This is a genomic window from Dryocola baronae, assembly GCF_051297175.1.
Lineage (GTDB): Bacteria > Pseudomonadota > Gammaproteobacteria > Enterobacterales > Enterobacteriaceae > Dryocola.
This window is the reverse complement of sequence record NZ_JBINNY010000001.1, coordinates 1-25,949: the sequence shown is the minus strand read 5'-3', so window position 1 is coordinate 25,949 and position 25,949 is coordinate 1. Positions and strand designations below refer to the sequence as shown.

The following is a 25,949-nucleotide window of genomic DNA, read 5'->3' as shown; positions in this document are numbered from 1 at the left end:
TTGTCACTGGCAATAAAAATTGCCACTTTTTCTTTACGAACTGCACGATTTTTCATGTTCACTAAAGCCCCTCGCCGTCTGGCTTCCCGCGCCCATTGTGGTAGATTCCACTCGAATTTAAGACCGTGTCAGCAACATCATCTGACACCCAAGCCAATTACCCACACAAACAACCTGAGAAGATGAAGAAGCTAGCCAATATCCACCTGCTGATGATGCTCATTCTGCTGGTCGCTGTCGGGCAGATGACGCAAACCATCTATATCCCCACTATCCCGGACATGGCCCACGATCTCGGCGTGCGCGACGGCGCAATTCAGCGCGTGATGGCGGCCTATTTGCTGACCTACGGCGTGTCGCAGCTCTTCTATGGCCCCATTTCAGACCGCATTGGCCGCCGCCCGGTGATTCTGGCGGGCATGGGGATTTTCATCGCCGCCACCGTTTGGGCGCTGTTCGCCTCTAGCCTGCCGGCACTGACGATCGCCAGCGCGCTACAGGGGATGGGGACCGGCGTCGCGGGCGTGATGGCGCGAACCATGCCGCGCGACCTGTACGAAGGCTCGTCGCTTCGCCAGGCCAACAGCCTGTTGAACATGGGGATTCTGGTTAGCCCGCTGCTGGCACCGGTCATCGGTGGGATGCTTGATTCGGTATGGGGCTGGCGCGCCTGTTACGGCTTCCTGCTGGTGCTGTGCGCCATTGTGGCATTCTGCATGCTGCGCTGGCTGCCGGAAACTCGCCCGGTGCAGGCACAGCCGCAGCGGCTGCTCGCCAGCTATAAAACGCTGTTCAGCAGCGGTGCGTTTAGCTGCTATCTGCTGATGCTGGTCGGCGGCCTGGCGGGCGTGGCGGTGTTTGAAGCCTGTTCCGGCGTGCTGATGGGCGGCGTGCTCGGGCTAAACGGCGTGGTGGTGAGCATTCTGTTTATTCTGCCGATTCCGGCGGCGTTTTTCGGATCGTGGTACGCGGGCCGCCAGAACGCGCGCTTTTCGTCGCTGATGTGGCAGGCGGTGCTGAGCTGTCTGTTCGCCGGAATTTTAATGTGGCTGCCGGGCTGGTTCGGCTTTATGAATATCTGGACGCTCATCGTGCCCGCCGCGCTGTTCTTCTTCGGCGCGGGCATGCTGTTCCCGCTGGCAACCAGCGGCGCGATGGAGCCGTTCCCGTTCCTTGCGGGCACCGCCGGCGCGCTGGTTGGCGGCCTGCAAAATATCGGCTCCGGGGCGATGGCGTGGTTTTCCGCCCTGCTGCCGCAGACCGGGCAGTTCAGCCTCGGCATGCTGATGACGGCGATGGGCGTGATGATTTTGTTCTGCTGGCTGCCGCTGTCGCATAAGTTTCAGCAGCACGGCGAGGCGGTGTAAAGCGGTGGATGGCGCTATCGCTTATCCACCCTACGGTTATTTGTAGGTCGGGTAAGGCGCAAGCCGCCACCCGACACAATCTCGCCTAAAGCACCTTGCTCAAAAACTCCCTGGTACGCGGGTTCGTCGGCGCGGTAAAAAGCTGCGACGGCGGGCCCTGCTCCTGAATCACGCCCTGATCGATAAACACCACGCGGTCGGCCACTTCTCTGGCGAAGCCCATTTCGTGGGTCACAATCACCATCGTCATGCCTTCCAGCGCCAGCTGTTTCATTACCGCCAACACTTCGCCCACCAGCTCCGGGTCAAGCGCGGAGGTCGGTTCGTCGAACAGGATGATCGACGGCTCCATGGCCAGCGCACGGGCAATCGCCACGCGCTGCTGCTGCCCGCCCGACAGGCTTGAAGGCCAGGCGTCGATTTTGTCGATCAGCCCCACTTTTTGCAGCAGCTTCTCCGCGCGCGATACCGCTTCGGCTTTCGATAGTCCTTTCAGGGACATCGGTGCCATGATCAGGTTTTCCAGCACCGTCATATGCGGGAACAGGTTGAAGCGCTGGAACACCATGCCCACGCCTTCGCGCAGCGAGTTGAGGTTGGTTTTCGGGTCGTGAACCGCAAACCCGTTCACCATAACTTCGCCGCCGTCCGGCTTTTCGAGCGCATTCAGGCAGCGCAGAAAGGTGCTTTTGCCGGAGCCTGACGGCCCGATAACGCACACCACTTCCTGCGGCGCGACGTCGCATGAAATACCGCGCAGCACATGGGTTTTGCCAAACTGTTTCTGTAAGTCCTTAACGTGAATCACTTTTGCCAAACCTCTTTTCCATGTGTTGCACCAGCAGCGAGAGCAGGAACGTCAGCACCCAGTAAACCAGCGAAATCGTCAGGTACGGTTCCCAGTAGGTCGCATACGCGCCGGAAACGGTACGCGCGGCGTAGGCCAAATCCGCCAGGCCAATGGCCGATGCGAGCGACGAGTCTTTGACTATCGCGATGGCGTTGTTGCCCAGCGGCGGCAGGATGCGGCGGAACGCCTGCGGCAAAATCACCTTGCGCATCGTTTTGCCCCAGCCCATGCCCAGCGCCCGTGAGGCTTCCATCTGGCCCTTATCGATTGACTGAATGCCCGCACGGAAGATCTCAGAAACGTACGCCCCGGCGTTGAGCGTTATCGCCACCACGCACGAGAGGAACGCGCCGTATTCAGAACGCAGCTCGCGGGCGAAATCTACCGACATCAGGCCGCTGGTGACCATAATCCCGTCGCGCGGGTTGATAAACAGCGGCACCAGCGCAAAGTGAACCACCATGATCTGCACAAACAGCGGCGTGCCGCGAAACGCGCTGACGTAAACGCGCACCGGCCACTGCACGGCGTAACGCAGAACGTGTTTCCACGGGCCGTCCTCGGCATGCGCCATACGGCCAAGCCCAAGCAGCAAACCCCAGGTGGTGCCTAAAATCACGCAGATGATGGTGCATTTGATGGTCATGATCGCGCCCTGCATAAAGAGCGGCGCGTATTCTGAGATTATCTCCCAGCGAAATCCGGTCATACCTGTCCTTTTGGGGCCAAAACGGCCCCTTATGATGCAAATTTATTCAGCGGGAAGGGTGGGAACGTTGCTGTCAAACCATGTGGCGTAGATCTTCGCGTAGGTGCCGTCGGCAACGATCTTTTTCAGGCCGGCGTTAATTTTGCCCAGCAGCTCCTGGTTGTCTTTCGCCACGGCGATGCCGAAATACTGGCGTTCAAACTTGTCGTCAGAAACGGTTTTCAGGGCTTTTTCAGGGTGGGATTTGATGTAGTACTTGATAACGCCCACGTCGCCAACGGCGGCGTCGATGCCGTCTTCCGCAAGCTCCTGAAGCATCAGCGGCGTGTTATCAAAGCGTTTGATATCGGTGCTGTTTTTGCCCAGCGTATCGGAAACCACAATGTCGCCCGCGCTGGAGTTCACCACGCCCACCTTCTTGCCTTTCAGCGCGGCAACCGACCCCACTTTCGAATCGTCGGGCACCACGATGGACTGTTCGGCCGGGAAATAAGGCGTGGAGAACGCCACCATTGCCTTACGCTTGTCGGTGATGGTGATGCCGGAAATAATAATGTCGCGGTCGCCGGAGTTCAGCGTGGCGAAAATCCCTTCCCACGGCGTGTTAACCAGTTTGATATCAAAGCCTTCTGCTTTGGCGATAGCTTTGATGATGTCGATATCAAAACCTTCCAGCTGTTTCTGGCTGTTTTCAAACTCGAACGGGCGATAGGTGCCGCCGGAGCCGACCACGTAGGTCTGCTGTGCGGCGAAAGCTGAGGTGAGAGCGGCGGACGCCATGCATCCGGCAAAAACGACTGTCCTGGCTAACTTCCTGATCATAGGGCGCTCCGATATATTATGTATTTATGCAGTTTATTTGCATAAAAATACATAATTTGACGGAGCGCGGCAACCACAAATTCGCGTGTCGGCTCAGTTTCCACACTGGGGTTTGAGAATTGCGTCCAGCAGCGGCTGCGTTTCAGGTCGCCACGCGCCCTCTTCGCCGTCGTAATATTTGCTGTCGTTGCTCACGGCGTAGGGAAGGTGATCTTTTTGCAGCTCGCAGGCAACGAAGGTGGCGAAGGCGATCTGCTGCTTGCCCGGCGCGTTCTTCACCACGTCCCCCACGGACCACGCGCCAACCCAGCTAAGATGCCCGGTTTTCTGCTGCCAGCGCAGCACGTTGTTGATTCTGGCGCGGATGGCGGCTTTTTCCGCCGGGGTGCCGGTCGTCCAGCCGCGCTTGCCGCCGTTCGCCACCGGGCCATAGGGGAACAGATGCCAGTTTGCGAGCACCTGGGCCGGGTTCTGCGCGGGCCACTTCAGGCTGTCCGGCTGGGTATGGTTCTGCGGCGCGATGAATATCATGCGCTGCGGGGTGATTTTATGGATAGCCTTCGCGGTCCGGTCGTAAAGGCCATTGAGCTGGGCGCGGGTGAGCTTGTCCGAAGGTTCATAGAGGATATCGAAGCCCAGCTGCGGATCGCTCTGGGCAAAGAATCGCGCCACGGTTGTCCACCATGCCACAATTTTCCCATCACTTTCTGCGCCGTTCGCCGCCTGATAGCTGATTATCGGCACAACGTTATACTGCTGGCAGGCTTCGACGATTTTTTTCAGATGCACCAGCCGCTGGTGCGTTGGCTCGCCCGCCACGCGAATGCGCACGTGCCCGATGCCGCGCTGCTTAAAATCCCTCACCGCCAGCGGATCGAACTCGCGGATGCCGCGCTCGGTAATTGCCCAGTCGACAATCATCCCCACGCCAAGCTGGCTGGTATAGGTCTGCGCGGCGTTGGCAGGCGGCGATGCAGCCAGCACGCCGGTGCTAAAACAGAGGGCTGTCACAACGAGAATGGGCTTAAGCATCGGCTTTAACTTTATGACGGTGGCGGAAAAACTAATATTTAGCACGGTTTACATAAATGCGGGGAATGCGGAGTGAAATAAAACGTAACCGCGTCGCCCAATTGTGAGGCGCGGCGCGATGCTCAGCCTGCTGCCTGCGACTGCAGCCACTGGATAAACGCCTCGATTTTTGGCCACTGCCGCCCCGGCAAAGTGGAAGCGTAGTAATGCTGGTGGCATTTCAGCGTCATTTCACCGAAGGGCGCGATCAGCTCGCCGCGATCCAGGCGTTTCTGAACCAGCCTTTTGCGACCCATCGCCACGCCAAGATGGTTAACGGCGGCGATCACCGCCAGGTCCGAACGGTCGAAGCCAATCCCTGCGGCCGATGGCAGCTCGATGGCAAAGTGCTGCAGCCAGCTGTGCCATTCGTCGCTCCCGGAATCGTTGCTCCACGCCTGGCGATCGTGCAGCAGGGTACAGTGCCGCAGGTGTGACGTCTTGCTTTCAAGTTCAAAGCGTTGCGCATACTCCGGGCTGCACACGGGCAGGATAGATTCATCCATCAGGAAATGGTGGCTGAGCTGCGATGACGGGGCATCGTCGAAGTAGAGCGCGAGATCGACTCCCGCACGCTGCAGGTTGACGTTGTCGTTGCCGGTAAGAACGGTGAGGGAAATCGAAGGGTAGCGCCGCGTGAAGTCCCCAAGCGCGGGCACCAGCCAGCACTGGGCGATAGATGGCCGCGAATAAACGGTCAGCAGGCCAGACAGCTCCTGATTTTTGATATCCAGGATCTCCTGGTTGAGCGTATCCAGCGAGGATTTCAGCGCCCAGAAAACCCGTTTTCCCTCATGGGTCAGCTCGACCTTACGATGCGAGCGCACAAAGAGCTGGATGCCCAGCTCCTGCTCAAGCTGGTTAATGCGGTGGCTGACCGCGCTGGCGCTCAGGGAAAGCTCCTCCGCCGCCATGGCAAAGGACTGGTGCCGGGCGGCCACTTCAAAAGTATACAGTTTGGAAAGCTGCCAGCCGTTAAGCAGGCGGTTTCTGACGTCGCGAAGCGGATCCATAGCGTATTCCTGGAAGATAAATCGTCGCAATAGTGTAAAAGACTTGCCCGAAAACTCAGCCTTAAGATGATAAAAGTTGAATCAAAGTCTACTTTCACGGCCTTTTTATAAGCTAAATCACCTTTTTGATTCAATTTAAAACATGTGAAGTGCCATTTATATCGTTTGTCAGCCCACGGTGATTTTTATCCAATAGCCACAGACAAATTCTCGGGAGAGGTGGGGTATGGCAACTGAACTGTGGGTCGTGGGTACGCTGCTGAGTAGCATCATTTTAATCGTGTTAACCATCGTCAAAATGAAGTTCCACCCTTTCCTCGCGCTGCTGCTAGCCAGCTTTTACGTCGGCGTGATGATGGGCATGAGCCCGCTTGAGATGGTCAACGCCATTGAAAGCGGCATCGGCAGCACGCTGGGGTTCCTCGCCGCCGTCATCGGGCTTGGCACCATTTTGGGCAAAATGATGGAGGTGTCCGGCGCGGCCGAGCGAATCGGCCTGACGCTACAGCGCTGCCGCTGGCTCTCCGCCGACGTCATCATGGTGCTGGTGGGGCTAATCTGCGGCATCACGCTGTTTGTGGAGGTCGGCGTTGTGCTGCTGATCCCGCTGGCATTTTCAATCGCCAAAAAGACCCAGACCTCGCTGCTTAAGCTGGCTATTCCGCTGTGTACCGCGCTAATGGCGGTGCACTGCGTGGTTCCCCCTCATCCGGCGGCGCTGTTTGTCACCAACAAGCTGGGCGCGGATGTGGGCACCGTGATCGTTTATGGTTTGCTGGTGGGGCTGCTGGCATCGCTGGTCGGCGGGCCGCTGTTCCTGAAGCTCATCGGCGATCGCCTGCCGTTTAAGGCCGTACCCGCTGAATTCTCTGACCTGAAGGTGCGCGATGAGAAAACGCTGCCTTCGTTGGCCGCGACGCTATTCACCGTTCTGCTGCCCATCGGCCTGATGCTGGTAAAAACGGTCGCCGAGCTGAATATGGCGAAGGGCGGCACGCTGTATGGTCTGCTGGAGTTTATCGGCAACCCGATAACCGCGATGTTTATCGCCGTGTTTGTGGCCTACTACATTCTGGGCATCCGCCAGCACATCGGCATGGGCGCGCTGCTCACGCATACTGAAAATGGCTTCGGCTCAATCGCCAATATACTGTTGATCATCGGTGCCGGGGGCGCGTTTAACGCCATCCTGAAAACCAGCGGCCTCGCCGATACGCTGGCGGTGCTGCTTTCGGATCTGCATATGCACCCGATTCTGCTGGCCTGGCTGGTGGCGCTGATCCTGCACGCCGCCGTAGGCTCCGCCACCGTTGCCATGATGGGCGCGACGGCGATTGTGGCTCCCATGCTGCCGCTGTATCCGAACGTTAGCCCGGAGATTATCGCCATCGCCATTGGCTCCGGAGCTATCGGCTGCACCATCGTGACGGATTCCCTGTTCTGGCTGGTGAAGCAGTACTGCGGCGCCACGCTTAGCGAGACGTTCAAATACTATACAACGGCGACCTTTATCGCCTCCCTGCTGGCGCTGGGCGCGACGTTCCTGCTTTCTTTTATCATCTAAGCGCAAAGAGATGTTCCTATGAAAAACGCTGAAATAAACACATTAGTTAAAGATTTTCCGCTGGTGGGTGACCTGATCGCCCTGCGAGAAACCTGCTGGTTTAACCCGCAAACGACCACCTTTGCCGAAGGGCTGCCGTATGTCGGCCTGAATGAAAAAGACGTCGAGGACGCCCACGCGCGCCTGACGCGCTTTGCGCCCTACATCGAGAAGGCGTTCCCGGAAACGGCGGCCACCGGGGGCATCATCGAATCCGAGCTGGTCGCTATTCCGGCCATGCAAAAGCGCCTGGAAGAGGGGTTCCGGCAAAAAATCAGCGGCCAGCTGCTGCTGAAGAAAGACAGCCACCTGCCGATTTCCGGCTCCATCAAGGCGCGTGGCGGTATCTATGAAGTGCTGACGCACGCGGAAAAGCTCGCGCTGGAGGCCGGGCTGCTGAGCCTGGAAGATGATTACAGCAGGCTGCTTTCCCCGGAGTTCAAAGCCTTCTTTAGCCAGTACAGCATTGCCGTCGGCTCTACCGGCAACCTGGGCTTATCCATCGGCATCATGAGCGCGTGCATCGGCTTCAACGTTACCGTCCATATGTCAGCCGATGCCCGCGAATGGAAAAAGGCCAAACTGCGCAGCCACGGCGTGAAGGTCGTTGAATACGCTGAGGATTACGGCGTTGCCGTCGAGCAGGGGCGCAAGGCAGCCGAAGCCGATCCGAAGTGCTTTTTTATCGACGACGAGAACTCGCGCACGCTGTTCCTCGGCTATTCGGTTGCCGGCCAGCGCCTGAAGGACCAGTTTGCCAGCCAGGGGCGCGTGGTTGACGCGCAGCACCCGCTGTTCGTTTATCTGCCGTGCGGCGTGGGCGGCGGGCCTGGCGGGGTCGCTTTTGGCCTGAAGATGGCGTTCGGCGATAACGTTCACTGTTTCTTCGCCGAGCCGACCCACTCGCCGTGCATGCTGCTGGGCGTTTATACCGGGCTGCACGATACGATTTCCGTGCAGGATTTAGGGATCGATAACCTGACCGCCGCCGACGGCCTGGCCGTGGGGCGCGCATCCGGCTTTGTTGGCCGGGCCATGCAGCGGCTGCTCGACGGGTTCTACACGCTGGAAGACCAGACGATGTACAGCCTGCTCGGCTGGCTGGCACACGAAGAGAATATCCGCCTCGAGCCTTCTGCGCTGGCGGGAATGCCTGGCCCGCTGCACGTTAGCGCAGGCGAAGCCTATCGTCGGATGCACGGCTTCACCGAGGAGCAAATGCAAAACGCCACCCATATCGTTTGGGCAACGGGCGGCGGCATGGTGCCGGAAGAAGAGATGGCGCAGTACCTCGCGAAAGCGAAATAGCCCAGCAAAGCAAACGGGGCGGGAACCTTTCGTCCTCGCCCCGTTCTGGCTTCAGCCTCTCAACAACTTACTTCAGCTCAGGCCAGTACTCTCTGTTGGCCTCGATCAAATCGTCAAGAATCGCCTTAGCGACTGACGCGCTCGGCACGGTTTTCGACAGCGTAATCGCCTGCCACAGCTTCTGGTACGAGCGGTGTTCCCAGGCGTCCACCACCAGTTTTTCTACCGCCACCTGCTGGCTCATCAGGCCTTTCTGGAACTGCGGAATAGTGCCGACCACCAGCGGTTCCGGGCCGTTTTTGCCGACCAGGCACGGGATTTCGACCATCGCTTCCGGGTCGAAGTTATTGATAGCGCCGTTGTTCGGCACAATCAGCAGCATGCGTTCCTGGGTGTTAAAGGCGATGGCCGCCGCCAGATCGACGATGTACGACGCGTGTTCGTCGATTTCCAGCTCGCCCGCAGAGGATTTACCCGCCTGAATGATGGCGTTACAGGAGCCAAACACGTGTTTCTCGCGGTGATCCATTACCTCGTTGGCGCGGGTGCGTTCGGGGTTGGAGTGCTCTACCACGTAGTCCGGGAACAGATAGTATTTCAGGTAAGTGTTTGGGAAGGTATCCGGGTCCAGCGCCCAAACGTCCTTCGCTTTGGCAAAGGTGTCGTTCCAGCTCGCTTCCGTGCCGTGTTCGTCCGTTGGCGGAACATAGCCAAACTTGGACACGTGTTCGCGGATTTTCGGCATCAGATCGTTGCCGTCGCGATCTTCAATGGACGTCCACCAGCCGAAGTGGTTCAGACCGTAGTAGCGCACGCGCATCTCTTTGCGGTCCTTCAGGCCGACGATTTGCGCCATGCGGCTTTCGATGCCGATCGGCATATCGCAGATATTGAGGATTTTGGCCCGAGGACGCAGGCGGCGGGTCGCTTCCGCCACGATGGCCGCCGGGTTGGAGTAGTTAAGCATCCACGCGTTCGGCGAATATTTCTCCATAAAATCAACCAGCTCTAATACCCCGCCGATGGAGCGCATACCGTAGGCAATCCCGCCCGGCCCGCAGGTTTCCTGGCCCAGCACGCCGTGGCGCAGAGGGATTTTCTCGTCTTTTTCACGCATCGGATATTTGCCGACGCGGATGTGCGCCATCACGAAGTCCACGTCGGTAAAGGCTTCTTGCGGATCGGTGGTGTAGCTAAATTCGATATCCGGAGCCTGTTCTTTAAGGATAACTTTGCAGGCTTCGGCGATGGTTTCCTGGCGCGCGCCGTCGTTGTCATAGAACTTCAGGGCGCGCAGCGGGAAGCGGTGCTGGTTCGCCAGCAGCATCAAAACGATACCAGGGGTGAACGTGCTGCCGCCGCCGGCTACAACTACAGAGAATTTTTTCATGATACTGCCTCCGTCATGGATTTAAGTTCGGTCGAAGAAGTGTCTTTCATCAGGGTTTCTAGCTGGTCGCGGACCTGCGGGACGTGCAGCCCGACAATCACCTGAATACCGTTGCCGCGTCGCACCACGCCGTGGGCACCGAGGGCTTTAAAGATTTCGTCGCTTTGGGTCATCGCCATATCCGCAAGGGTGATGCGTAAGCGGGTGGCGCAGTTATTCACGCTGACGATGTTGCCGCTGCCGCCGAGCGCTTCGAGGAAGCCTGCGGCCTGGCCAAGCTTGGTTTCTTTGCTCGCGGCGGCGGTGGTCAGCCCGCGCGAGGCTTTGTAATCCGCCTTGCTGTAGAGCTTGATTTCGCTGTCTTCGCGGCCCGGCGTTTTTAGGTTGAAGCGCAGGATCAGCGTGCGGAACACGACGAAGTAGATGCCGGTGAAGATGAGGCCGATGCCAATCTGGGTGAACATCATCGACGCGTGGTTATGGAACATCGGGATCCAGTTCTGCGGCAGGAACTGGTCGAGCAGCCCGCCGCCCATGTTGCCGACCACGCCGCACATGTACATCACCGTCGCCATGGTGGCGGCCAGGAAGGCGTGCACCGCAAACAGCACCGGGGAAATAAACAGGAAGGTGAACTCCAGCGGCTCGGTAATGCCGACCAGCATGGCGGTGAGCGTGGCCGGGATCAGCAGACCTGCAACCTTGACGCGGTTTTCCGGTGCCGCCGTGGCGTAAAGCGCCAGCGCAATCCCCAGGCAGCCAAAGATTTTCGAGTTGCCGTGAAGCGCAAATCCGCCTTCCGGGAACAGGGTTTTCAGCGGCAGCGTGCTCTGGCTGAATTCCTGCAAATGCTGCGCCCAGTAAACCTGAATACCGCCTTCCACTACCGCCGGGCCAAAGATGAACGGGCCATAGATGAAGTGGTGCAGGCCGGTTGGGATCAGGATGCGTTCAAGGAAGGTGTAAACCCACACGCCAAGCGACCCGGCGTTGCGCAGAAATTCCTGAAGGGATTCAATGCCCATCTGCACTTTTGGCCAGCCGAACAGCGTGATCCAGGCGCAGGGGATCATCGCGAAGAAGGCGACAATCACCACGAAGGAGCTGCCCTGGAAGATGCCGAGGAACACCGGCAGCGGCTTATCGAAATAGCGGTTGTGGATGGCGGTGACGAACCCGGAAATCACAATCGCGCCGATAATGCTGGTATCGAGCGTTTTGATCCCGGCAATCATCGTCAGCCCGCTGCCCGCAACCGGATCGACGTTGAAATCCACGCCGAAGTAGTGGCCCCAGGTCATGCCCATCGCGTTAATGAAGTAGTTCCAGGTCATAAAGCTGACCAGCACGGCGAGGCAGGCGCGGCCCTGAGCCTGCTTTGCGAGGCCAATCGGCAGGCCGACGGCGAAGATCAGCGGCATGTTGCGAAACACCGTCCAGCCGCCTTCTTCAATGATGTGGACGATTTGGGCGAATAAGTTATCGGGTGCGGTTAGCGCTTCGCCGACGAACATCGGGTTGCGCAGCATAATGGCGATGCCGACAACAATCCCGGCGAACGGGAACAGCAGGACGGGGGTGAACATCGCGCCACCAAAACGTTGTATTTGACTGAGCATTTTTAAATCCTCACGTAACAACCTGTAGGGTAAGTGACCTTATTTTTTTAAGCTGGTCTGAGACTGAGAGTAGGGAGGCGCGGGGGACTTATCTTTGGCCGACGTAGCGATTCGTGATCGCTTTCATGGTTTTTATTTACCCTTAGTTGTCTACTTTTTAGGTTAAATTTAGACAGGGTGATTTCCCGCTTAATATTGGCTGGATGAATGAACAATAAAAATCATAACAATCAATTGTTTGAATGTTGAAATGAAGGTTCATTAAGCGCAGCGCGAAGCCGCTAAGAGGTCTACTGGTGATCTACAAATCTATCGCCGATCGGTTACGTATTCGGCTCAATTCCGCCGATTTTAGCATCGGCAGCCCGCTTCCCGCCGAAAAGCGCCTGGCCGAAGAGTTCGGCGTATCGCGGATGACAGTGCGCAAAGCGGTGGATCTGCTGGTGGGCTGGGGGCTGGTGATTCGCCGCCACGGCAGCGGCACCTACGTGGCAAAAAAAGACGTACACCACGAAACCACCAACCTGACCGGCTTTATTGAGGTGATGCGCAATCAGGGAAAAGAGGTGGTGAGCGAGGTGCTGGAGTTCAACGTGATGCCCGCGCCGCCCGCCATCGCCAGCCAGCTGCGGATTAATATTGATGAACGGATCTACTTCTCGCGCCGCGTTCGCTCCGTCGACGGAAAGCCGCTGATGGTTGAGGACAGCTATATGCCGGTGAAATTATTCCGCAACCTGTCGGTGGCGCATCTTGAAGGCTCGAAGTTCAGCTATATAGAAGACGAGTGCCACATCGTCGTGCGCGGCAACTACGAAAGCCTGACGCCGGTGCTGGCGGACAGGAAAATGGCGAAGCTGATGAATATCGACGAGCTGACGCCCATCCTGCGCATCACGTCCCTGTCGTACAGCGACAGCGGCGATTACGTGAATTATTCCGTGATGTTCAGAAACGCCAGCGAATACCAGGTGGATTACCATCTGCGGCGGGAGCACGTGAAGGAAGTGCCGCAAGGTCTGTAAAGCGGGGCGGGTAAGCGAAACGCCACCCGCCGGAGGATTAAAGCACGCCCCAGAAAATCACCGCCAGCAGCTGCGGCGTGATAATACGCAGGAACATTACCAGCGGATAAACCGTGGCGTAGGAGAGCGCGGCCGCACCGCTTGTGGCGTGAAGACCGTTGGCAAAGGCCAGCGCAGGAGGATCGGTCATCGACCCGGCGAGCATGCCGCACAGCGTCAGGTAGTTCATTTTGGCGAAGATTCTCGCCAGCAGGCCCACGGTAATCAACGGAATGGCGGTGATCAGAATGCCGTAGCCAATCCAGCTCACGCCGTCGCCGTGCACCAGCGTTTCGATGAAATCCCCGCCCGACTTCAGGCCGACCACCGCCAGGAACAGCACGATCCCCAGCTCGCGCAGCGCCAGGTTAGCGCTCGGCGGCATAAACCAGTACAGCTTGCCGATGCTGCCGATTCGCCCGAGGACAATCGCCATAATCAGCGGCCCGCCCGCCAGCCCCAGACGCAGCGCCACCGGGAAGCCTGGAATAAACACCGGAATCGACCCGAGCAGCACGCCCAGCCCGATACCGATAAACACCGGCAGCATCTGCACCTGCTGGAGTTTCTGCTGGGCGTTGCCTACCTCATTCGCCACGGCCTCGATGGATTCCGGGCGGCCGACCAGATTTAAGATATCGCCAAACTGCAGGCTGGCGTTGCTGCTGGCCACCAGCTCGACGCCTGCGCGATTCAGGCGGGAGATCACCACGTCGTATTTCTGCTTCAGGTGGAGGTCGCGGATTTTTTTGCCAAGCACCTTTTCGTTGGTCACCACCACGCGTTCGACGCGCAGGTTCGTGCCGCGCGTGGAGAGCGAGGTATCCACCTCCTGACCGATCACCAGCAGCGCCTTGTGCAGATCTTTTTCCATGCCGACAAGGTGCAGCAGGTCGCCGGTCTGGATGACCGTGCCCGGCGCGGGCACCATCAGTTCCTCGCCGCGTTTTAAGCGCGAGCAGATAATGTCGTCGCTATTGAGAATCGGCACATCCTGAATCGCCAGCCCGTTCAGGTTGGGATTTACCACGCAGATATTCATGGTGTGCAGCTGGGCATGGCTGTGCCCGTTGCTGATATCGAACTGCTGCGCTTCACGGTCGACGTTGATACGAAACGCCATGCGCACCAGCCACATGCTGAGCAGAATCCCGCAAATGCCAAACGGGTAGGCCATAGCGTAACTCATGCCCATTTGGTCGACGAGATTCGCGGGCGTGCCTAAATCGGTCAGGATTTGCTGCCCCGCCCCCAGCGCGGGCGTGTTGGTGACCGCGCCGGAGAAAATCCCCAGCACCACCGGCAGCGGCACGTCGAAGAGCTTGTAGATAATCGCGGTGACCAGCGCGCCGATGACCACAATCAGGATGGCAAAAAGGTTGAGCCGCAGGCCGGAGACGCGAAGAGAAGAGAAGAAGCCCGGCCCGACCTGAATGCCGATGGTATAGACGAAGAGGATAAGGCCGAATTCCTGAATGAAGTGCAGCATGTCGCCGTTCAGGCTGATCCCGGCCTGATCCACAAAATGGCCGACAATAATGCCGCCGAACAGCACGCCCCCGATGCCAAAGCCAACGCCGCGGATTTTGATATTGCCAATCCACAGGCCAACGACTGCCACCAGCGCGAGCATGCTGACGGTTAACGCTATTCCACTCATACCCGGTTCCTTGTGAATAACATTATTGTTACTAAGGATTCTGGCAGAGCGGCAGGCGTCTTAATGGGGTCTGGAGCACAAAAAAGCCCCCAAAAATGGGGGCTTAACGAGGTTTGCTGTCGGAGGGCGCTAACGCTTGTACGACCTACGAATGCGGTTTGTAGAGTAGATAAGCGCCAGCGCAATCCACCGGTATTAACCTTCGATGGCCGGGCGCTCGGTATTAATCGCGATGCGCTGCGGCGCAATTTCCTGCGGGATTTCGCGCACCAGGTCAATGTGCAGCAGGCCGTTGGTGAAGCTCGCGCGGGAGACATGCATATGCTCGGCAAGCGTGAAGCTCAGGCTGAACGGCTGGATAACCAATCCCTGATGCAGCCAGGTTGGCTCTTTTTCAGGCTTAACCGGCGTGCCCTTCACGACCAGGCGCGTGCCTTCGAGTTCGATATCCAGGTCTTCCTGGCGGAACCCTGCCAGCGCAAGGGTGATGCGGTAATGGTTGTCGTCGCCTTTTTCGATGTTATAAGGCGGGAACCCCTGGCTTTCGTTGGCGGTTTGCAGGGCGTTGGCCAGTTTGTCGAAGCCGATCCATTGACGCAGCAGAGGTGATAAATCGTAGTTACGCATATGTTTTCTCCTTCTTTGAAGCGAGTTGATACCTGGCAATATGCGGATTGCCATTAGCTCCCAATCGGCGAGCCGGATGTTTAAGGCCGCACCGGGCGGCCCGGATAAATTAGTTAATTTCGATGCGACGAGGCTTCATCGACTCAGGGATAACGCGCTCGAGATCGATATACAGCAGGCCGTTCACCAGGTTGGCACCACGGATGTGGATGTTTTCCGCCAGCTGGAATTTGCGTTCGAAGTTCCGCTCGGCGATGCCCTGGTAGAGATAGGTGCGTTCTGGCTGCTCGCCGGCGTGCGCGCCTTTGACCACCAGCAAATTGTCCTGGGCGGTAATTTCCAGCTCGCTTTCCGCAAAGCCTGCGACGGCAATCGCAATGCGATAGTGGTTTTCGTCGACTAATTCAACGTTGTACGGAGGATAGCCACCGTTGCTTTGGCTTTGGTTGTTTTCAAGCAGGTTGAACAGGCGGTCGAAACCAATGGCAGAACGATAAAGCGGGGATAGGTCGAAATTACGCATAGTTAAAAGCTCCTGAAATCAGCGAGGTTTAAATTGGCCTTCCGTCGTGGACAGGCCGGGAAACCAGAGCACCCTTCCGGCGTACTCTCTTACGGTCACATTCCTAAAATGGTTCCTAAGTCATACTTTTCAAGACGACTTAATGGAAATTTTTTGCGGGTTTCGCGGTCAACACATAGACTGAAACAAGATGTAAACCAGAATTATCTGCGACAGCCGCCACAGAGCGGTGATTTCAGCCTATTTTTTCTCTACGCGGGTGCTATAACCGCCCTGTAGCCTGGCCGGAAAATGGTCCTTTAAAATGAACATAACAGCGATGATGAAAAGCTATTTCCCAAAAATTATTCTGAGCAGCGGATTGCTCGTTTTGAGCGGTTGTTCAAGCGTGATGACCCATACCGGCGGGCAAGAGGGCTACTATCCCGGTACGCGCGCCAGCTACGATATGCTGGCGGACAGCGAAACAAGCTGGGGATACAAACCCTTTGTCGCGCTGGATATGCCGTTCACGGCGGTAATGGATACCGTGCTGCTGCCCTGGGATATGTTCCGCAACGACAAATCGCTCAAGTCACAGGTTGAGGCCAGCGAAAGCAAGAATCTGGCGACCAACTCCGTCATCCCGCCCGCCCAGTAATTCAGTCCGGCGCTGCTATAGCCCGGTTTCGGTGATAAAAATCTGACGGTATCCGTCAACGTCCTGCATCCAGGCGATGTGCCTGCCATCCGGTGAGAAGACGACCGCATCGGCAGACGGCACCGCGCTGCCCTGCTGCGTTAGCGGCGTGATTTCTCCGCTTTGCGCGTCGCACAGCACAATTCGATTATCCAGCACGAATCCCAAAGCCTTCCCGGAAGGATGCCAGTTGAACGCGGACTGGATATCCGTTTCCCCGCGCGTGAGCTGCTGCGGCTCGCCGCCGCCTGGCGATATCAGCCACGCCTGCACCACGCCGTCTTCATCCTTCATCAAAAACGCCAGCCTATTGCCCTGCGGATTGCCGCGCACCCAGTGCCGTGGCTGGCTGACGAGGCCCGGAAAGCGGCGCTGATGGGTGAACGTCAGGCGGCGCTGCGCCACGCCTGCGGGCGGCGCGGGAAGCGTGGTTTCGGTGCCTTCCAGCGGCGCGCCGCACGGCGTGCGCCATAACGTTTCATCTTCCGGCAGATCGACAATAAACAGTTCGGGCACTTTCTCGCCCTGGGCGGAAAGCGTGTCGCCGATAAACGCCAGCGCCCAGCGCTGCGTGCTGCCGTCCGGCTTGCGATAGCCGTTTGCGCCAACCCAGCCCTCTTCATAGGCGCGGTTAATCTCATCGCTGCCGGGCCGTGGTAACGCCGTGGTGCGGCTGACCAGCACGCAGAAATGGCTGCCGTCGTATTCACGCGGATGTTGTTTGACGGGATTAACCGGGCCGAACGGCAGCGCGACGCCGACGTTGCGCAGGTCCAGCGCCGGGTCAAGCTCGTGCATAACGTGGTCGTTATAGGTGAAGCTCAGACGCGAACCGTCCGGGCTCCAGACGTGAACGTGGCTGCCGCCGCGCAGCGCGCCCGGCGTAAAGGGTGCGGTGATATCCATCGCATCCAGGTTGCTTACTGCGCCTTTTTCCACCACTACGCCGCGACGATGGTGAAAGTCGTAATGCCAGTCCGCATCCGGGTTTTCCGGGCCGTGGATAAACACGTAGCGGTTTGGCGTCTGCGGGTTCACCGTTACCACGCCAACGTGTGCGCCAGCCGGAGCCTGATAAACCACCTCGACTTCGCCGGAATGGATATTCACCCGTTCGATGGTTTGGCCGGTAAACGACGCGCCGGAAGGACGAACGTCAAAGGCGAGCCACTCGCCGTCCGGCGTCCAGGCGTTGATATTGGTGAGCTGGTGATTTCGCGGTGCAAAGGTGAGTTGTTTAGTCACGAAAATGATTACCCTGAAGCATTAGTCGCCTCAGAGTACACTTCATACCCACTTCACAAAAGCCCACTATTTTCCGTTTATTAACGTCTGCAACGGGAAATCTCAGTGGAACATTACGATATTGCAATTATCGGCCTTGGCCCGGCGGGCGCGACCCTTGCGCGCACCCTGGCCCCGCACTGGCGGGTGCTGGCTCTTGATAAAAAGCAGCGGGAAGGCGAAGAGGGTTTTCAGAAACCCTGCGGCGGTTTACTGGCACCGGATGCCCAGCGCTCATTTATAAGATCGGGAATAAATTTACCCGTGCACGTGCTGGCCAACCCGCAGATATTCAGCGTAAAAACCTTCGATTTGCAGTCGGACGTGGTATGCAACTACCAGCGAACGTACATCAATATTAATCGCCATACCTTTGATTTATGGCTTAAAACGCTGATCCCAAATTCGGTGGATGTTCGCCACGACGCCCTGTGCAAGCGTATAGAAAAGAACGGTGATACTTATCGGATTCAGTTTGTCGATGGGGGAAAAACGCATGAGGTGAGCGCGCGCTATCTTGTCGGCGCGGACGGTGCAAACTCGCTGGTTCGCCGCACGGTTTATCCACAGCACAGCATCCGCAAATATCAGGCGATCCAGCAGTGGTTTACCGAAAAACACGCGCGCCCGTTCTATTCATGCATTTTTGATAATGACATTACGGACTGCTACGCCTGGAGCATGTCGAAAGATGGCTACTTTATTTTTGGCGGTGCTTTCCCGATGAAGGAGGGCAGGCAGCGCTACGGTGCGTTGAAGGCGAGGATGGCGGCCCGTTCGTTTGTTTTTACCGAACCGGTAAAAGAGGAAAAATGCATCGTGCTTTGCCCGTCCAGATGGCGCGATTTTGTGTGCGGCAGGGACAACGCTTTTCTCATTGGCGAAGCAGCAGGCTTTATCAGCGCCAGCTCGCTGGAAGGGATTAGCTACGCGCTGGACAGCGCGGAAATTCTGGCAAATATCTTTAACGAACGGCATGTGACGCCGAACGTCGCCTATTGGAAAGGAACAGGCAAGCTGAGAAGGAAGCTTTTCACAAAGGTGATTAAAGCGCGGATTTTAACCTCCGCGTGGTCGCGCAGGCTGGTGATGAAAAGCAGGATCGCCGACGTGCCGCTCGCTTATGAGGATTAGCCGCGACGGCGTTTAGCGTTATCGGGTAGACGTATGCGCTACCCGATAAACCCACGGAAAAATCAGTTCAGCACGAACTTTTCGATGGCGTAAGCCACGCCGTCTTCCAGGTTGGATTTGGTGACAAAGTTGCTGACCTCTTTAACTTTATCGATGGCGTTTTCCATCGCCACGCCGATGCCCGCGTACTCCAGCATCGCGATGTCGTTTTCCTGATCGCCCAGCGTCATCACCTCTTCCTGCTTGATGCCCAGCGATTCAGCCAGCGCTTTCACGCCCGTGCCTTTATTCACGCGCTTATCAAGGATTTCCAGGAAATACGGGGAGCTTTTAAGCAGGGTGTAGCGGTCGTAAACCTCTGCGGGGATTTTTGCGATGGCTTTATCGAGGATTACCGGATCATCGATCATCATCACCTTCAGGAACTGGCCGTCTTTCGCCATATTTTCCGCCTCGCAGAAGACCAGCGGGATATTGGCGATAAAGGATTCGTGGACGGTGTAGTAGCTGATATCGCGGTTGGCGGTGTAGAGCGTGTGGCGATCCAGCGCATGGAAATGAGAGCCGACTTCGCGGGAAAGCTGCTCCAGATAACGGTAGTCGTCATAGCTGAGCGCGGTCTGCGCGACGGTGCTGCCGTCGTTTGCTTTCTGCACCAGCGCGCCGTTATAGGTGATGCAGTAGTCGTTTGGCTGGTCCATATGCAGCTCGCGCAGGTAGTTCTCAACGCCTGCATAAGGGCGGCCGGTGCAAAGCACAACGTTCACGCCGCGCTGGCGGGCGCTGGCAATGGCGGCTTTAACGGCAGGGGAAATCGTGTGGTCTGGCAGCAATAGGGTGCCGTCCATATCAATCGCAATCAATTTTATAGGCATAGTATTTTCTGAGGTAATGAATTTATTCCATGCTAACGCGATTGCGCCTGCAAAAATAGTACCTGGATTTATGTGAAAAAGGTCCGTTTTCGATAAAAAAACGCCACCCGAGTACAGAACTCGCGGTGGCGTTTATCGGTTAGCTAAAGAACTTATCACGCAGGATATGGAACCCTTTGGTTAGCAGGTCTTCGTCGTCGTGTTTGACTTCGCCCGCGGGTGAAAGCGCATCGACGATTTTAGGGAACTGCTCGGACAGCAGAATCGACGCGCCGCCGACGTCAATGCCCAGCTTTTGAGCAAGCCCGCTCAGCGCCGGAATACCAAAAACTTCCTGAATTTGTTCAGGATTAACGCTTTGGTTGTGCGCGCCGCTCAGCCAGGAGTTAACGGTTTCGCCAAATCCTTTCTCGCGGAACTTCTCAAGAATGGCCTGAATCCCGCCCTGTTGATTTATCCACTCGAGGATGACTTTGAATTTTGCCGCATCGCCACCCCCGAGCATGCCGGTAACCTGATCGAATAGACCCATAGTTGTGTCCTCTTGCGATTACGACGTGTGCTTTAGAAGTGTATGTCACAGCGGGGATTTAGCGCGGAAATAAAGGGATTTTGCTGCAGAAGATGCTGGCGGGCAAGACGCCCACCAGCAGGGACAGACTTAGATATCGATGTTCGCCGCTTTCAGGGCGTTTTCTTCGATAAAGGCACGACGTGGTTCAACCGCATCGCCCATCAGGGTGGTGAACAGCTGATCGGCGGCAATCGCATCTTTTACGGTTACGCGCAGCATACGGCGGCTTTCTGGGTCCATGGTGGTTTCCCACAGCTGCTCTGGGTTCATTTCGCCCAGACCTTTGTAGCGCTGAATAGACAGGCCACGACGGGACTCTTTCACCAGCCACTCCAGCGCCTGTTCGAAACTGGCAATTGGCTGACGGCGTTCGCCACGTTCGATAAACGCGTCTTCTTCGATAAGGCCGCGCAGCTTCTCGCCGAGCGAGCACAGACGGCGGTATTCGCCACCGACGACAAACTCGTGCTCCAGCGGGTAGTCGGTATCGACGCCGTGGGTACGCACGCGGATGACCGGCTCGAAGATGTTCAGCTCGCGGTTTTCACGCACGATGGAGTTCCAGGTGCTGCCGTGCTGCTCTTTTTCGTTCAGCTGGGTCACCAGCGCGGTCACCCACTCGCCCACTTTGCCTTCGTCAGCCAGATCGGCTTCGGTAAGCGTTGGGTGATAAACGAGGTTGTTCAGCAGGTTGCGCGGGTAGCGTCGCTCCATGCGACCAATCATTTTCTGGGAGGCGTTGTACTCAGAAACCAGTTTTTCCAGCGCTTCGCCTGCCAGAGCAGGAGCGTGGGCATTGGCGTGCAGCGTAGCGCCATCCAGCGCGATGGAGATCTGGTACTGGTCCATCGCCTCATCGTCTTTGATGTACTGCTCCTGCTTGCCTTTCTTCACCTTGTAGAGCGGCGGCTGGGCGATGTATACGTGGCCACGCTCAACGATTTCCGGCATCTGGCGGTAGAAGAAGGTCAGCAGCAGGGTACGGATGTGAGAACCATCGACGTCCGCATCCGTCATGATGATGATGCTGTGGTAGCGCAGCTTGTCCGGGTTGTATTCGTCACGGCCGATGCCGCAGCCCAGCGCGGTGATAAGCGTTGCCACTTCCTGAGAGGCGAGCATCTTGTCGAAGCGCGCTTTCTCAACGTTAAGGATTTTACCCTTCAGCGGCAGGATCGCCTGGTTCTTACGGTTACGCCCCTGTTTTGCAGAGCCGCCCGCAGAGTCCCCTTCCACGAGGTACAGTTCGGAGTGGGCCGGGTCGCGTTCCTGACAGTCCGCCAGTTTACCCGGCAGGCCTGCCAGGTCCAGCGCGCCTTTACGGCGGGTCATTTCACGCGCGCGACGCGCTGCTTCACGAGCACGAGCGGCATCGATAATTTTGCCGACGACGATTTTCGCGTCGCTCGGGTTTTCCAACAGGTATTCGGCCAGCAGTTCGTTCATCTGCTGCTCAACCGCGGATTTCACCTCGGAGGAAACCAGCTTGTCTTTGGTCTGCGAGGAGAATTTCGGATCCGGCACCTTCACGGAAACCACGGCAATCAGGCCTTCGCGGGCGTCGTCGCCGGTGGCGCTGACTTTCGCTTTTTTGCTATAGCCTTCTTTGTCCATGTACGCGTTAAGGGTACGCGTCATCGCCGCACGGAAACCAGCGAGGTGCGTGCCGCCGTCGCGCTGCGGAATGTTGTTGGTGAAGCAGTAAATATTTTCCTGGAAACCGTCGTTCCACTGCAGCGCCACTTCCACGCCGATACCGTCTTTTTCAGTGCTGAAATAGAACACGGTTGGGTGGATAGGGGTTTTGTTCTTGTTGAGGTACTCAACGAATGCGCGGATACCGCCTTCATAATGGAAGTGGTCCTGACGGCCATCGCGTTTGTCGATCAGGCGGATAGACACGCCGGAGTTCAGGAACGACAGCTCGCGCAGGCGTTTTGCCAGGATATCGTATTCGAACTCAATCACGTTGGTGAAGGTTTCGTGGCTCGGCCAGAAGCGCACCTGCGTACCGGTAACATCGGTATCGCCAGTGACCGCCAGCGGGGCCTGCGGCACGCCGTGGACGTAGGTCTGCTGATGGATTTTGCCTTCGCGGCGAATCAGCAGTTCCAGCTTCTGGGACAGGGCGTTGACTACCGATACACCTACACCGTGCAGACCACCGGAAACTTTATAAGAGTTGTCATCGAATTTACCGCCCGCGTGCAGCACGGTCATGATGACTTCGGCTGCGGACACGCCTTCTTCCGGGTGAATACCGGTCGGAATACCACGGCCATCATCCGTTACGGAAACGGAGTTATCGGCGTGGATGGTGACAACGATATCTTTACAGTGGCCAGCGAGTGCTTCGTCGATAGCGTTATCCACGACCTCAAATACCATGTGGTGCAGACCGGTGCCGTCGTCCGTATCGCCGATATACATGCCCGGGCGCTTACGTACCGCATCCAGCCCCTTAAGGACTTTGATACTGGAGGAGTCATAAGAATTCGACATCAACGTTTCTCGCTCATTTATTCTTGGGTTAATCCGCTATTTTACCCTGATCTACGGCGAACATCTTTGAATTTTTGTCCGCCATATCCATCACATGGTCCGCGCTTATCGCGCTAACAAAAACCTGTGATTCCGTTGCCTTTAACCGGCTGGCTAATAGACCACGCCGAGCGTCGTCTAGTTCAGAGGCAAAATCATCTATCAGATACAGGCAACGCCGCCCGTTCTGTCGGGTGAGAAACTCACCCTGCGCCAGTCTTAGGGCGCACATCAGTAATTTAAGCTGTCCGCGAGACAGGGTGTCCTCGACGGGCGCGCCATCGGCACGAATTCGAAAATCAGCTTTGTGAGGGCCGTGAGCGGTATAGGTCAGCATGCGATCGCGTTCGAAGCTGCGTTCCAGTACCTCAGCGTAATCACTCTCCTTTTCCCAGCCGCGCTGGAAAGAGAAACTCAGTGAGAACTCGGGCAAAAATTGTGCGCAGGTATCAGCCATATCATCCGCAATAGCTGCACTGTATTCAGCGCGCCAGCGGCTTATTTGCTCGGCCAGCGGGATGAGTTCCTTATCCCATGGACGCAGCTGCGCGTAGTGTGTGACCTGCCGCAACGCGGCGTTTCGTTGCTTAAGCAGGCGCTTGAGGTTGCTCCAGGCAACAAAAAAACCGGGTTCGTTATGGAAACATCCCCAATCGAGGAAGGCTCTACGGTATTTGGGGCCGCCGTTGAGCAATGTAAACCCCTCGGGGGTAATCAGCTGCATCGGCATGAGCAGCGCGAGTTCCGCCACTTTGTGGCCGTCGCTGCCGTCGATGCGCACTTTACTGTCGCCCGAGCGGTCTTTGGTCAGGCCGACGGAGGTTTCCCTTTCGCCGTCCTTTAACCGCCCGTGCAACACAAAAGATTCCTGTTCGTGACGGATCACGCGCTCGATTTTCAGGCTGCGAAAAGCACGGCCGTGCCCGAGGGTATAAATCGCCTCAAGCACGCTGGTTTTACCGCTACCGTTGGCACCGACCAGGAAGTTAAAGCCAGGAGAGAGAGCCAGATCCGCGTTTTCTATATTGCGAAAATCTTTGATTAACAGTCGGGTGAGCGACATCTACAGTCTCATTGGCATCACAACATAGGCAGCCGCTTGCGAAGCCGCATCTTCAATCTGCACGCTGGAAACGGAGTCGGTCAGCAGGATGCGCACGTTTTCGCACTTCAGCGCGTTGAGCACATCAAGCACGTAGCTGACGTTAAAGCCGATTTCCAAATCAGCGCCGTCGTAGGAGACATCCAGAATTTCTTCTGCTTCTTCCTGCTCCGGGTTGTTGGCGGTGATTTTGATTTGATTCTGGCTGACGTACAGGCGCACGCCGCGGAATTTCTCGTTGGACAGAATGGCCGCACGGGCAAAAGCCTGCTTGAGCAGATCGCAGCCTGCATCAAGGTGTTTATCCGGGTTCTTCGGCAATACGCGGCGATAATCCGGGAAACGACCGTCAACCAGCTTCGAAGTGAAGATAAAGTCGCCGACGTGGGCGCGAATATTATTGCTGCCGATCTGTACGCGCAGCGGGGTGTCGCCGCCGTCGAGCATACGCATTAGCTCAATCACGCCTTTTCGCGGCACGATCACCGAATGGTTCGGCAGTTCCTGACCAATCGGCATGGAACAGACGGCCAGACGGTGCCCGTCGGTGGCAACGGTGCGCAGCTCTTCCCCTTCGGTTTCAAACAGCATGCCGTTGAGGTAGTAGCGCACGTCCTGATGAGCCATAGAGAACTGCGTGGCTTCGATCAGACGTTTCATGGTCGCCTGCGGCAGGGTAAATTCAACTTCGCTCTGCCAGTCGTCCAGGTTCGGGAAGTCTGCCGCCGGTAACGTAGAGAGCGAGAAACGGCTGCGGCCGGAGCGAACCAGCATGCGGTCGCCCTCCAGCTGAACGGCAATTTCAGCGCCTTCAGGCAGGCCACGACAGATATCGAAGAATTTGCGGGCGGGCACAGTAGTGGCACCCGGCTCATGCGGCTGCACCAGGGCGACGCGCGCAACCATCTCCATTTCCAGATCGGTCCCGGTTAAAGAGAGCGCACCTTCCGCGACTTGCAACAGCAGGTTGCCGAGAATCGGTAACGTCGGACGGCCGCCTAATGGGCCACTCACCTGTTGCAGCGGTTTTAATAAAGTTTCACGTTCAACGGTAAATTTCATAGCGTCACGAAGATAATGTTCTGATTAGGTTGGAGAAGTCTTCTTTGATGTCGTGGCTTTCTTCACGCAGCTGCTCGATTTTACGGCAGGCGTGCAGCACGGTGGTATGGTCGCGGCCACCAAAGGCATCGCCGATTTCCGGCAGGCTATGGTTGGTCAGTTCTTTCGCCAGTGCCATCGCCATTTGACGCGGGCGGGCAACGGAGCGAGAACGACGCTTGGACAGCAGGTCAGCAACCTTAATCTTGTAATACTCGGCCACCGTCTTCTGGATATTGTCGATGGTGACGAGTTTTTCCTGCAGCGCCAGCAGATCGCGCAGCGCTTCACGCACGAAATCGATAGTAATGGCGCGCCCGGTAAAGTTGGCGTTGGCAATGACGCGGTTCAGTGCCCCTTCCAGCTCACGTACGTTAGAGCGAAGGCGCTTGGCAATAAAGAAGGCCACTTCGCCCGGCAGGCGAATGTCATTCTCATCGGCTTTTTTCATCAGGATCGCCACACGAGTTTCTAACTCAGGCGGTTCGATCGCAACGGTCAGCCCCCAGCCGAAGCGGGATTTCAGACGATCCTCAACACCGTTGATCTCTTTTGGATAACGATCCGAGGTAAGAATGATCTGTTGGTTACCTTCAAGCAGGGCATTAAAGGTATGGAAGAATTCTTCCTGTGAGCGCTCTTTATTGGCAAAAAACTGAATGTCATCGATGAGCAGCGCGTCGACCGAACGGTAATAGCGTTTGAACTCTTCAATGGCGTTGTTCTGCAGGGCTTTCACCATGTCCTGAACGAAACGTTCAGAGTGCATGTACACCACTTTGGCGTTCGGCTTACGGGCAATAATGCCGTTACCCACCGCATGCAGCAGGTGCGTTTTACCCAGACCCGTGCCGCCATAAAGGAAGAGAGGGTTGTATGCGCCACCCGGGTTGTCTGCCACCTGGCGTGCCGCCGCGCGTGCCAGCTGGTTCGACTTACCTTCTACGAAGTTATCGAAGGTGTGCTTCAGGTTGACGTTAGATCGGTATGACTGCTCGGCAGGTGCCGGGAGGTTGTCCCAGCTGGGGCGCAT

General features: G+C 57.1%; 23 protein-coding genes and 1 other annotated feature. Of the genes, 6 read left to right on the top strand and 17 right to left on the bottom strand.

The window, feature by feature from the left end; translation table 11 throughout:
* The first annotated feature begins 182 nt into the window (after positions 1–182).
* Positions 183–1,367, top strand: coding sequence for a multidrug efflux MFS transporter EmrD (emrD, locus tag ACSPHG_RS00115; RefSeq protein ID WP_435951464.1), 1,185 nt, complete (start codon positions 183–185; stop codon positions 1,365–1,367).
* Positions 1,368–1,452: 85 nt separating this feature from the next.
* On the opposite strand, the gene ACSPHG_RS00110 is transcribed toward emrD, so the two are convergent.
* From ACSPHG_RS00110 to dsdC, 5 genes are all read right to left on the bottom strand, one after another.
* Entirely contained in the window at positions 1,453–2,175 is a 723-nt protein-coding gene (locus tag ACSPHG_RS00110) for an amino acid ABC transporter ATP-binding protein (protein WP_435955912.1), read from the bottom strand.
* A complete protein-coding gene (locus tag ACSPHG_RS00105) occupies positions 2,162–2,926 on the bottom strand; it encodes an amino acid ABC transporter permease (RefSeq protein ID WP_435951463.1) in 765 nt (254 codons plus the stop codon). The genes ACSPHG_RS00110 and ACSPHG_RS00105 overlap by 14 nt, the downstream gene beginning before the upstream one ends.
* Positions 2,927–2,968: 42 nt before the next feature.
* Positions 2,969–3,706, bottom strand: coding sequence for a basic amino acid ABC transporter substrate-binding protein (locus ACSPHG_RS00100; RefSeq protein ID WP_435955911.1), 738 nt, complete (start codon positions 3,704–3,706; stop codon positions 2,969–2,971).
* A gap of 135 nt (positions 3,707–3,841) precedes the next feature.
* On the bottom strand, positions 3,842–4,780 hold the full coding sequence (locus ACSPHG_RS00095) for a cellulase family glycosylhydrolase (RefSeq protein ID WP_435951462.1): 939 nt from the start codon (positions 4,778–4,780) through the stop codon (positions 3,842–3,844).
* A gap of 122 nt (positions 4,781–4,902) precedes the next feature.
* Positions 4,903–5,832 (bottom strand): DNA-binding transcriptional regulator DsdC, encoded by a 930-nt coding sequence (gene dsdC / locus ACSPHG_RS00090; protein ID WP_435951461.1) that lies wholly within the window; start codon positions 5,830–5,832, stop codon positions 4,903–4,905.
* 226 nt (positions 5,833–6,058) lie between these two features.
* Between dsdC and dsdX the strand changes: the two genes are divergently transcribed.
* Together dsdX and dsdA are read left to right on the top strand one after the other, a co-directional pair.
* Positions 6,059–7,396 (top strand): D-serine transporter DsdX, encoded by a 1,338-nt coding sequence (gene dsdX, locus ACSPHG_RS00085; RefSeq protein ID WP_435951460.1) that lies wholly within the window; start codon positions 6,059–6,061, stop codon positions 7,394–7,396.
* A gap of 18 nt (positions 7,397–7,414) precedes the next feature.
* Positions 7,415–8,743: a D-serine ammonia-lyase gene (gene dsdA / locus ACSPHG_RS00080; RefSeq protein ID WP_435951459.1), complete on the top strand. Its 1,329-nt coding sequence runs from the start codon at positions 7,415–7,417 to the stop codon at positions 8,741–8,743.
* A 67-nt stretch (positions 8,744–8,810) separates the two neighbouring features.
* Here dsdA and ACSPHG_RS00075 read toward each other — a convergent pair whose 3' ends face one another.
* Both ACSPHG_RS00075 and ACSPHG_RS00070 read right to left on the bottom strand, forming a co-directional pair.
* Positions 8,811–10,133, bottom strand: coding sequence for a 6-phospho-alpha-glucosidase (locus ACSPHG_RS00075; RefSeq protein ID WP_435951458.1), 1,323 nt, complete (start codon positions 10,131–10,133; stop codon positions 8,811–8,813).
* Positions 10,130–11,752, bottom strand: coding sequence for an alpha-glucoside-specific PTS transporter subunit IIBC (locus tag ACSPHG_RS00070; protein ID WP_435951457.1), 1,623 nt, complete (start codon positions 11,750–11,752; stop codon positions 10,130–10,132). Before ACSPHG_RS00070 ends, ACSPHG_RS00075 begins: the two co-directional genes overlap by 4 nt.
* Before the next feature lie 296 nt (positions 11,753–12,048).
* Between ACSPHG_RS00070 and ACSPHG_RS00065 the strand changes: the two genes are divergently transcribed.
* Entirely contained in the window at positions 12,049–12,777 is a 729-nt protein-coding gene (locus ACSPHG_RS00065; protein WP_435951456.1) for a GntR family transcriptional regulator, read from the top strand.
* A gap of 37 nt (positions 12,778–12,814) precedes the next feature.
* Here ACSPHG_RS00065 and ACSPHG_RS00060 read toward each other — a convergent pair whose 3' ends face one another.
* The 3 genes from ACSPHG_RS00060 to ibpA all read right to left on the bottom strand — a co-directional run bounded on the left by ACSPHG_RS00060 (position 12,815) and on the right by ibpA (position 15,626).
* Positions 12,815–14,476, bottom strand: coding sequence for a putative transporter (locus ACSPHG_RS00060; protein ID WP_435951455.1), 1,662 nt, complete (start codon positions 14,474–14,476; stop codon positions 12,815–12,817).
* Positions 14,477–14,671: 195 nt separating this feature from the next.
* Entirely contained in the window at positions 14,672–15,103 is a 432-nt protein-coding gene (ibpB, locus tag ACSPHG_RS00055; protein ID WP_435951454.1) for a small heat shock chaperone IbpB, read from the bottom strand.
* 109 nt (positions 15,104–15,212) lie between these two features.
* A complete protein-coding gene (ibpA, locus tag ACSPHG_RS00050; RefSeq protein ID WP_435951453.1) occupies positions 15,213–15,626 on the bottom strand; it encodes a small heat shock chaperone IbpA in 414 nt (137 codons plus the stop codon).
* Positions 15,620–15,694 (bottom strand) — a sequence feature (ROSE (Repression Of Heat Shock gene Expression) occurs in the 5'-region of heat shock genes and acts as an RNA thermometer to modulate expression.). Its footprint overlaps the gene before it by 7 nt.
* 251 nt (positions 15,695–15,945) lie before the next feature.
* On the opposite strand from ibpA, the gene ACSPHG_RS00045 reads away from it, so the two are divergent.
* A complete protein-coding gene (locus tag ACSPHG_RS00045) occupies positions 15,946–16,266 on the top strand; it encodes a YceK/YidQ family lipoprotein (RefSeq protein ID WP_435955910.1) in 321 nt (106 codons plus the stop codon).
* A gap of 15 nt (positions 16,267–16,281) precedes the next feature.
* Here the strand turns inward: ACSPHG_RS00045 and ACSPHG_RS00040 are convergent, their stop codons facing one another.
* Positions 16,282–17,550 carry a YidR family protein gene (locus tag ACSPHG_RS00040; protein ID WP_435951452.1) on the bottom strand — a complete coding sequence of 423 codons (1,269 nt, stop codon included), beginning with the start codon at positions 17,548–17,550 and terminating at the stop codon, positions 16,282–16,284.
* A gap of 105 nt (positions 17,551–17,655) precedes the next feature.
* Between ACSPHG_RS00040 and ACSPHG_RS00035 the strand changes: the two genes are divergently transcribed.
* Complete coding sequence (locus ACSPHG_RS00035; protein WP_435951451.1) at positions 17,656–18,723, top strand: FAD-binding protein; 1,068 nt, start codon at positions 17,656–17,658, stop codon at positions 18,721–18,723.
* Between the two features lie 62 nt (positions 18,724–18,785).
* Here the strand turns inward: ACSPHG_RS00035 and yidA are convergent, their stop codons facing one another.
* The 6 genes from yidA to dnaA form a co-directional block, all read right to left on the bottom strand.
* Positions 18,786–19,598 (bottom strand): sugar-phosphatase, encoded by an 813-nt coding sequence (yidA, locus tag ACSPHG_RS00030; RefSeq protein ID WP_435951450.1) that lies wholly within the window; start codon positions 19,596–19,598, stop codon positions 18,786–18,788.
* A 139-nt stretch (positions 19,599–19,737) separates the two neighbouring features.
* The gene (locus ACSPHG_RS00025; RefSeq protein ID WP_435951449.1) at positions 19,738–20,130 is read right to left on the bottom strand and encodes a YidB family protein; all 393 of its coding nucleotides are present in this window, start codon (positions 20,128–20,130) and stop codon (positions 19,738–19,740) included.
* A 129-nt stretch (positions 20,131–20,259) separates the two neighbouring features.
* Complete coding sequence (gyrB, locus tag ACSPHG_RS00020; RefSeq protein ID WP_435951448.1) at positions 20,260–22,674, bottom strand: DNA topoisomerase (ATP-hydrolyzing) subunit B; 2,415 nt, start codon at positions 22,672–22,674, stop codon at positions 20,260–20,262.
* A gap of 28 nt (positions 22,675–22,702) precedes the next feature.
* Positions 22,703–23,776 carry a DNA replication/repair protein RecF gene (gene recF / locus ACSPHG_RS00015; RefSeq protein WP_435951447.1) on the bottom strand — a complete coding sequence of 358 codons (1,074 nt, stop codon included), beginning with the start codon at positions 23,774–23,776 and terminating at the stop codon, positions 22,703–22,705.
* Positions 23,777–24,877 (bottom strand): DNA polymerase III subunit beta, encoded by a 1,101-nt coding sequence (gene dnaN, locus ACSPHG_RS00010; protein WP_435951446.1) that lies wholly within the window; start codon positions 24,875–24,877, stop codon positions 23,777–23,779.
* Between the two features lie 4 nt (positions 24,878–24,881).
* Positions 24,882–25,949, bottom strand: a 1,068-nt coding sequence (dnaA, locus tag ACSPHG_RS00005) for a chromosomal replication initiator protein DnaA (protein WP_435951445.1), incomplete at its 5' end; no start/stop codon positions are given.

Excerpts from the sequence above, each read along its gene's own strand:
- emrD (WP_435951464.1), top strand. The coding sequence starts at position 183 with ATGAAGAAGCTAGCCAATATCCACCTGCTGATGATGCTCATTCTGCTG.
- gyrB (WP_435951448.1), bottom strand. The coding sequence starts at position 22,674 with ATGTCGAATTCTTATGACTCCTCCAGTATCAAAGTCCTTAAGGGGCTG.
- dsdX (WP_435951460.1), top strand. The coding sequence starts at position 6,059 with ATGGCAACTGAACTGTGGGTCGTGGGTACGCTGCTGAGTAGCATCATT.
- ACSPHG_RS00025 (WP_435951449.1), bottom strand. The coding sequence starts at position 20,130 with ATGGGTCTATTCGATCAGGTTACCGGCATGCTCGGGGGTGGCGATGCG.
- ACSPHG_RS00075 (WP_435951458.1), bottom strand. The coding sequence starts at position 10,133 with ATGAAAAAATTCTCTGTAGTTGTAGCCGGCGGCGGCAGCACGTTCACC.
- ibpB (WP_435951454.1), bottom strand. The coding sequence starts at position 15,103 with ATGCGTAACTACGATTTATCACCTCTGCTGCGTCAATGGATCGGCTTC.
- ACSPHG_RS00105 (WP_435951463.1), bottom strand. The coding sequence starts at position 2,926 with ATGACCGGATTTCGCTGGGAGATAATCTCAGAATACGCGCCGCTCTTT.
- ACSPHG_RS00100 (WP_435955911.1), bottom strand. The coding sequence starts at position 3,706 with ATGGCGTCCGCCGCTCTCACCTCAGCTTTCGCCGCACAGCAGACCTAC.
- ibpA (WP_435951453.1), bottom strand. The coding sequence starts at position 15,626 with ATGCGTAATTTCGACCTATCCCCGCTTTATCGTTCTGCCATTGGTTTC.
- ACSPHG_RS00070 (WP_435951457.1), bottom strand. The coding sequence starts at position 11,752 with ATGCTCAGTCAAATACAACGTTTTGGTGGCGCGATGTTCACCCCCGTC.
- ACSPHG_RS00095 (WP_435951462.1), bottom strand. The coding sequence starts at position 4,780 with ATGCTTAAGCCCATTCTCGTTGTGACAGCCCTCTGTTTTAGCACCGGC.
- yidA (WP_435951450.1), bottom strand. The coding sequence starts at position 19,598 with ATGCCTATAAAATTGATTGCGATTGATATGGACGGCACCCTATTGCTG.
- dsdA (WP_435951459.1), top strand. The coding sequence starts at position 7,415 with ATGAAAAACGCTGAAATAAACACATTAGTTAAAGATTTTCCGCTGGTG.
- dsdC (WP_435951461.1), bottom strand. The coding sequence starts at position 5,832 with ATGGATCCGCTTCGCGACGTCAGAAACCGCCTGCTTAACGGCTGGCAG.
- ACSPHG_RS00060 (WP_435951455.1), bottom strand. The coding sequence starts at position 14,476 with ATGAGTGGAATAGCGTTAACCGTCAGCATGCTCGCGCTGGTGGCAGTC.
- ACSPHG_RS00045 (WP_435955910.1), top strand. The coding sequence starts at position 15,946 with ATGATGAAAAGCTATTTCCCAAAAATTATTCTGAGCAGCGGATTGCTC.
- dnaN (WP_435951446.1), bottom strand. The coding sequence starts at position 24,877 with ATGAAATTTACCGTTGAACGTGAAACTTTATTAAAACCGCTGCAACAG.
- recF (WP_435951447.1), bottom strand. The coding sequence starts at position 23,776 with ATGTCGCTCACCCGACTGTTAATCAAAGATTTTCGCAATATAGAAAAC.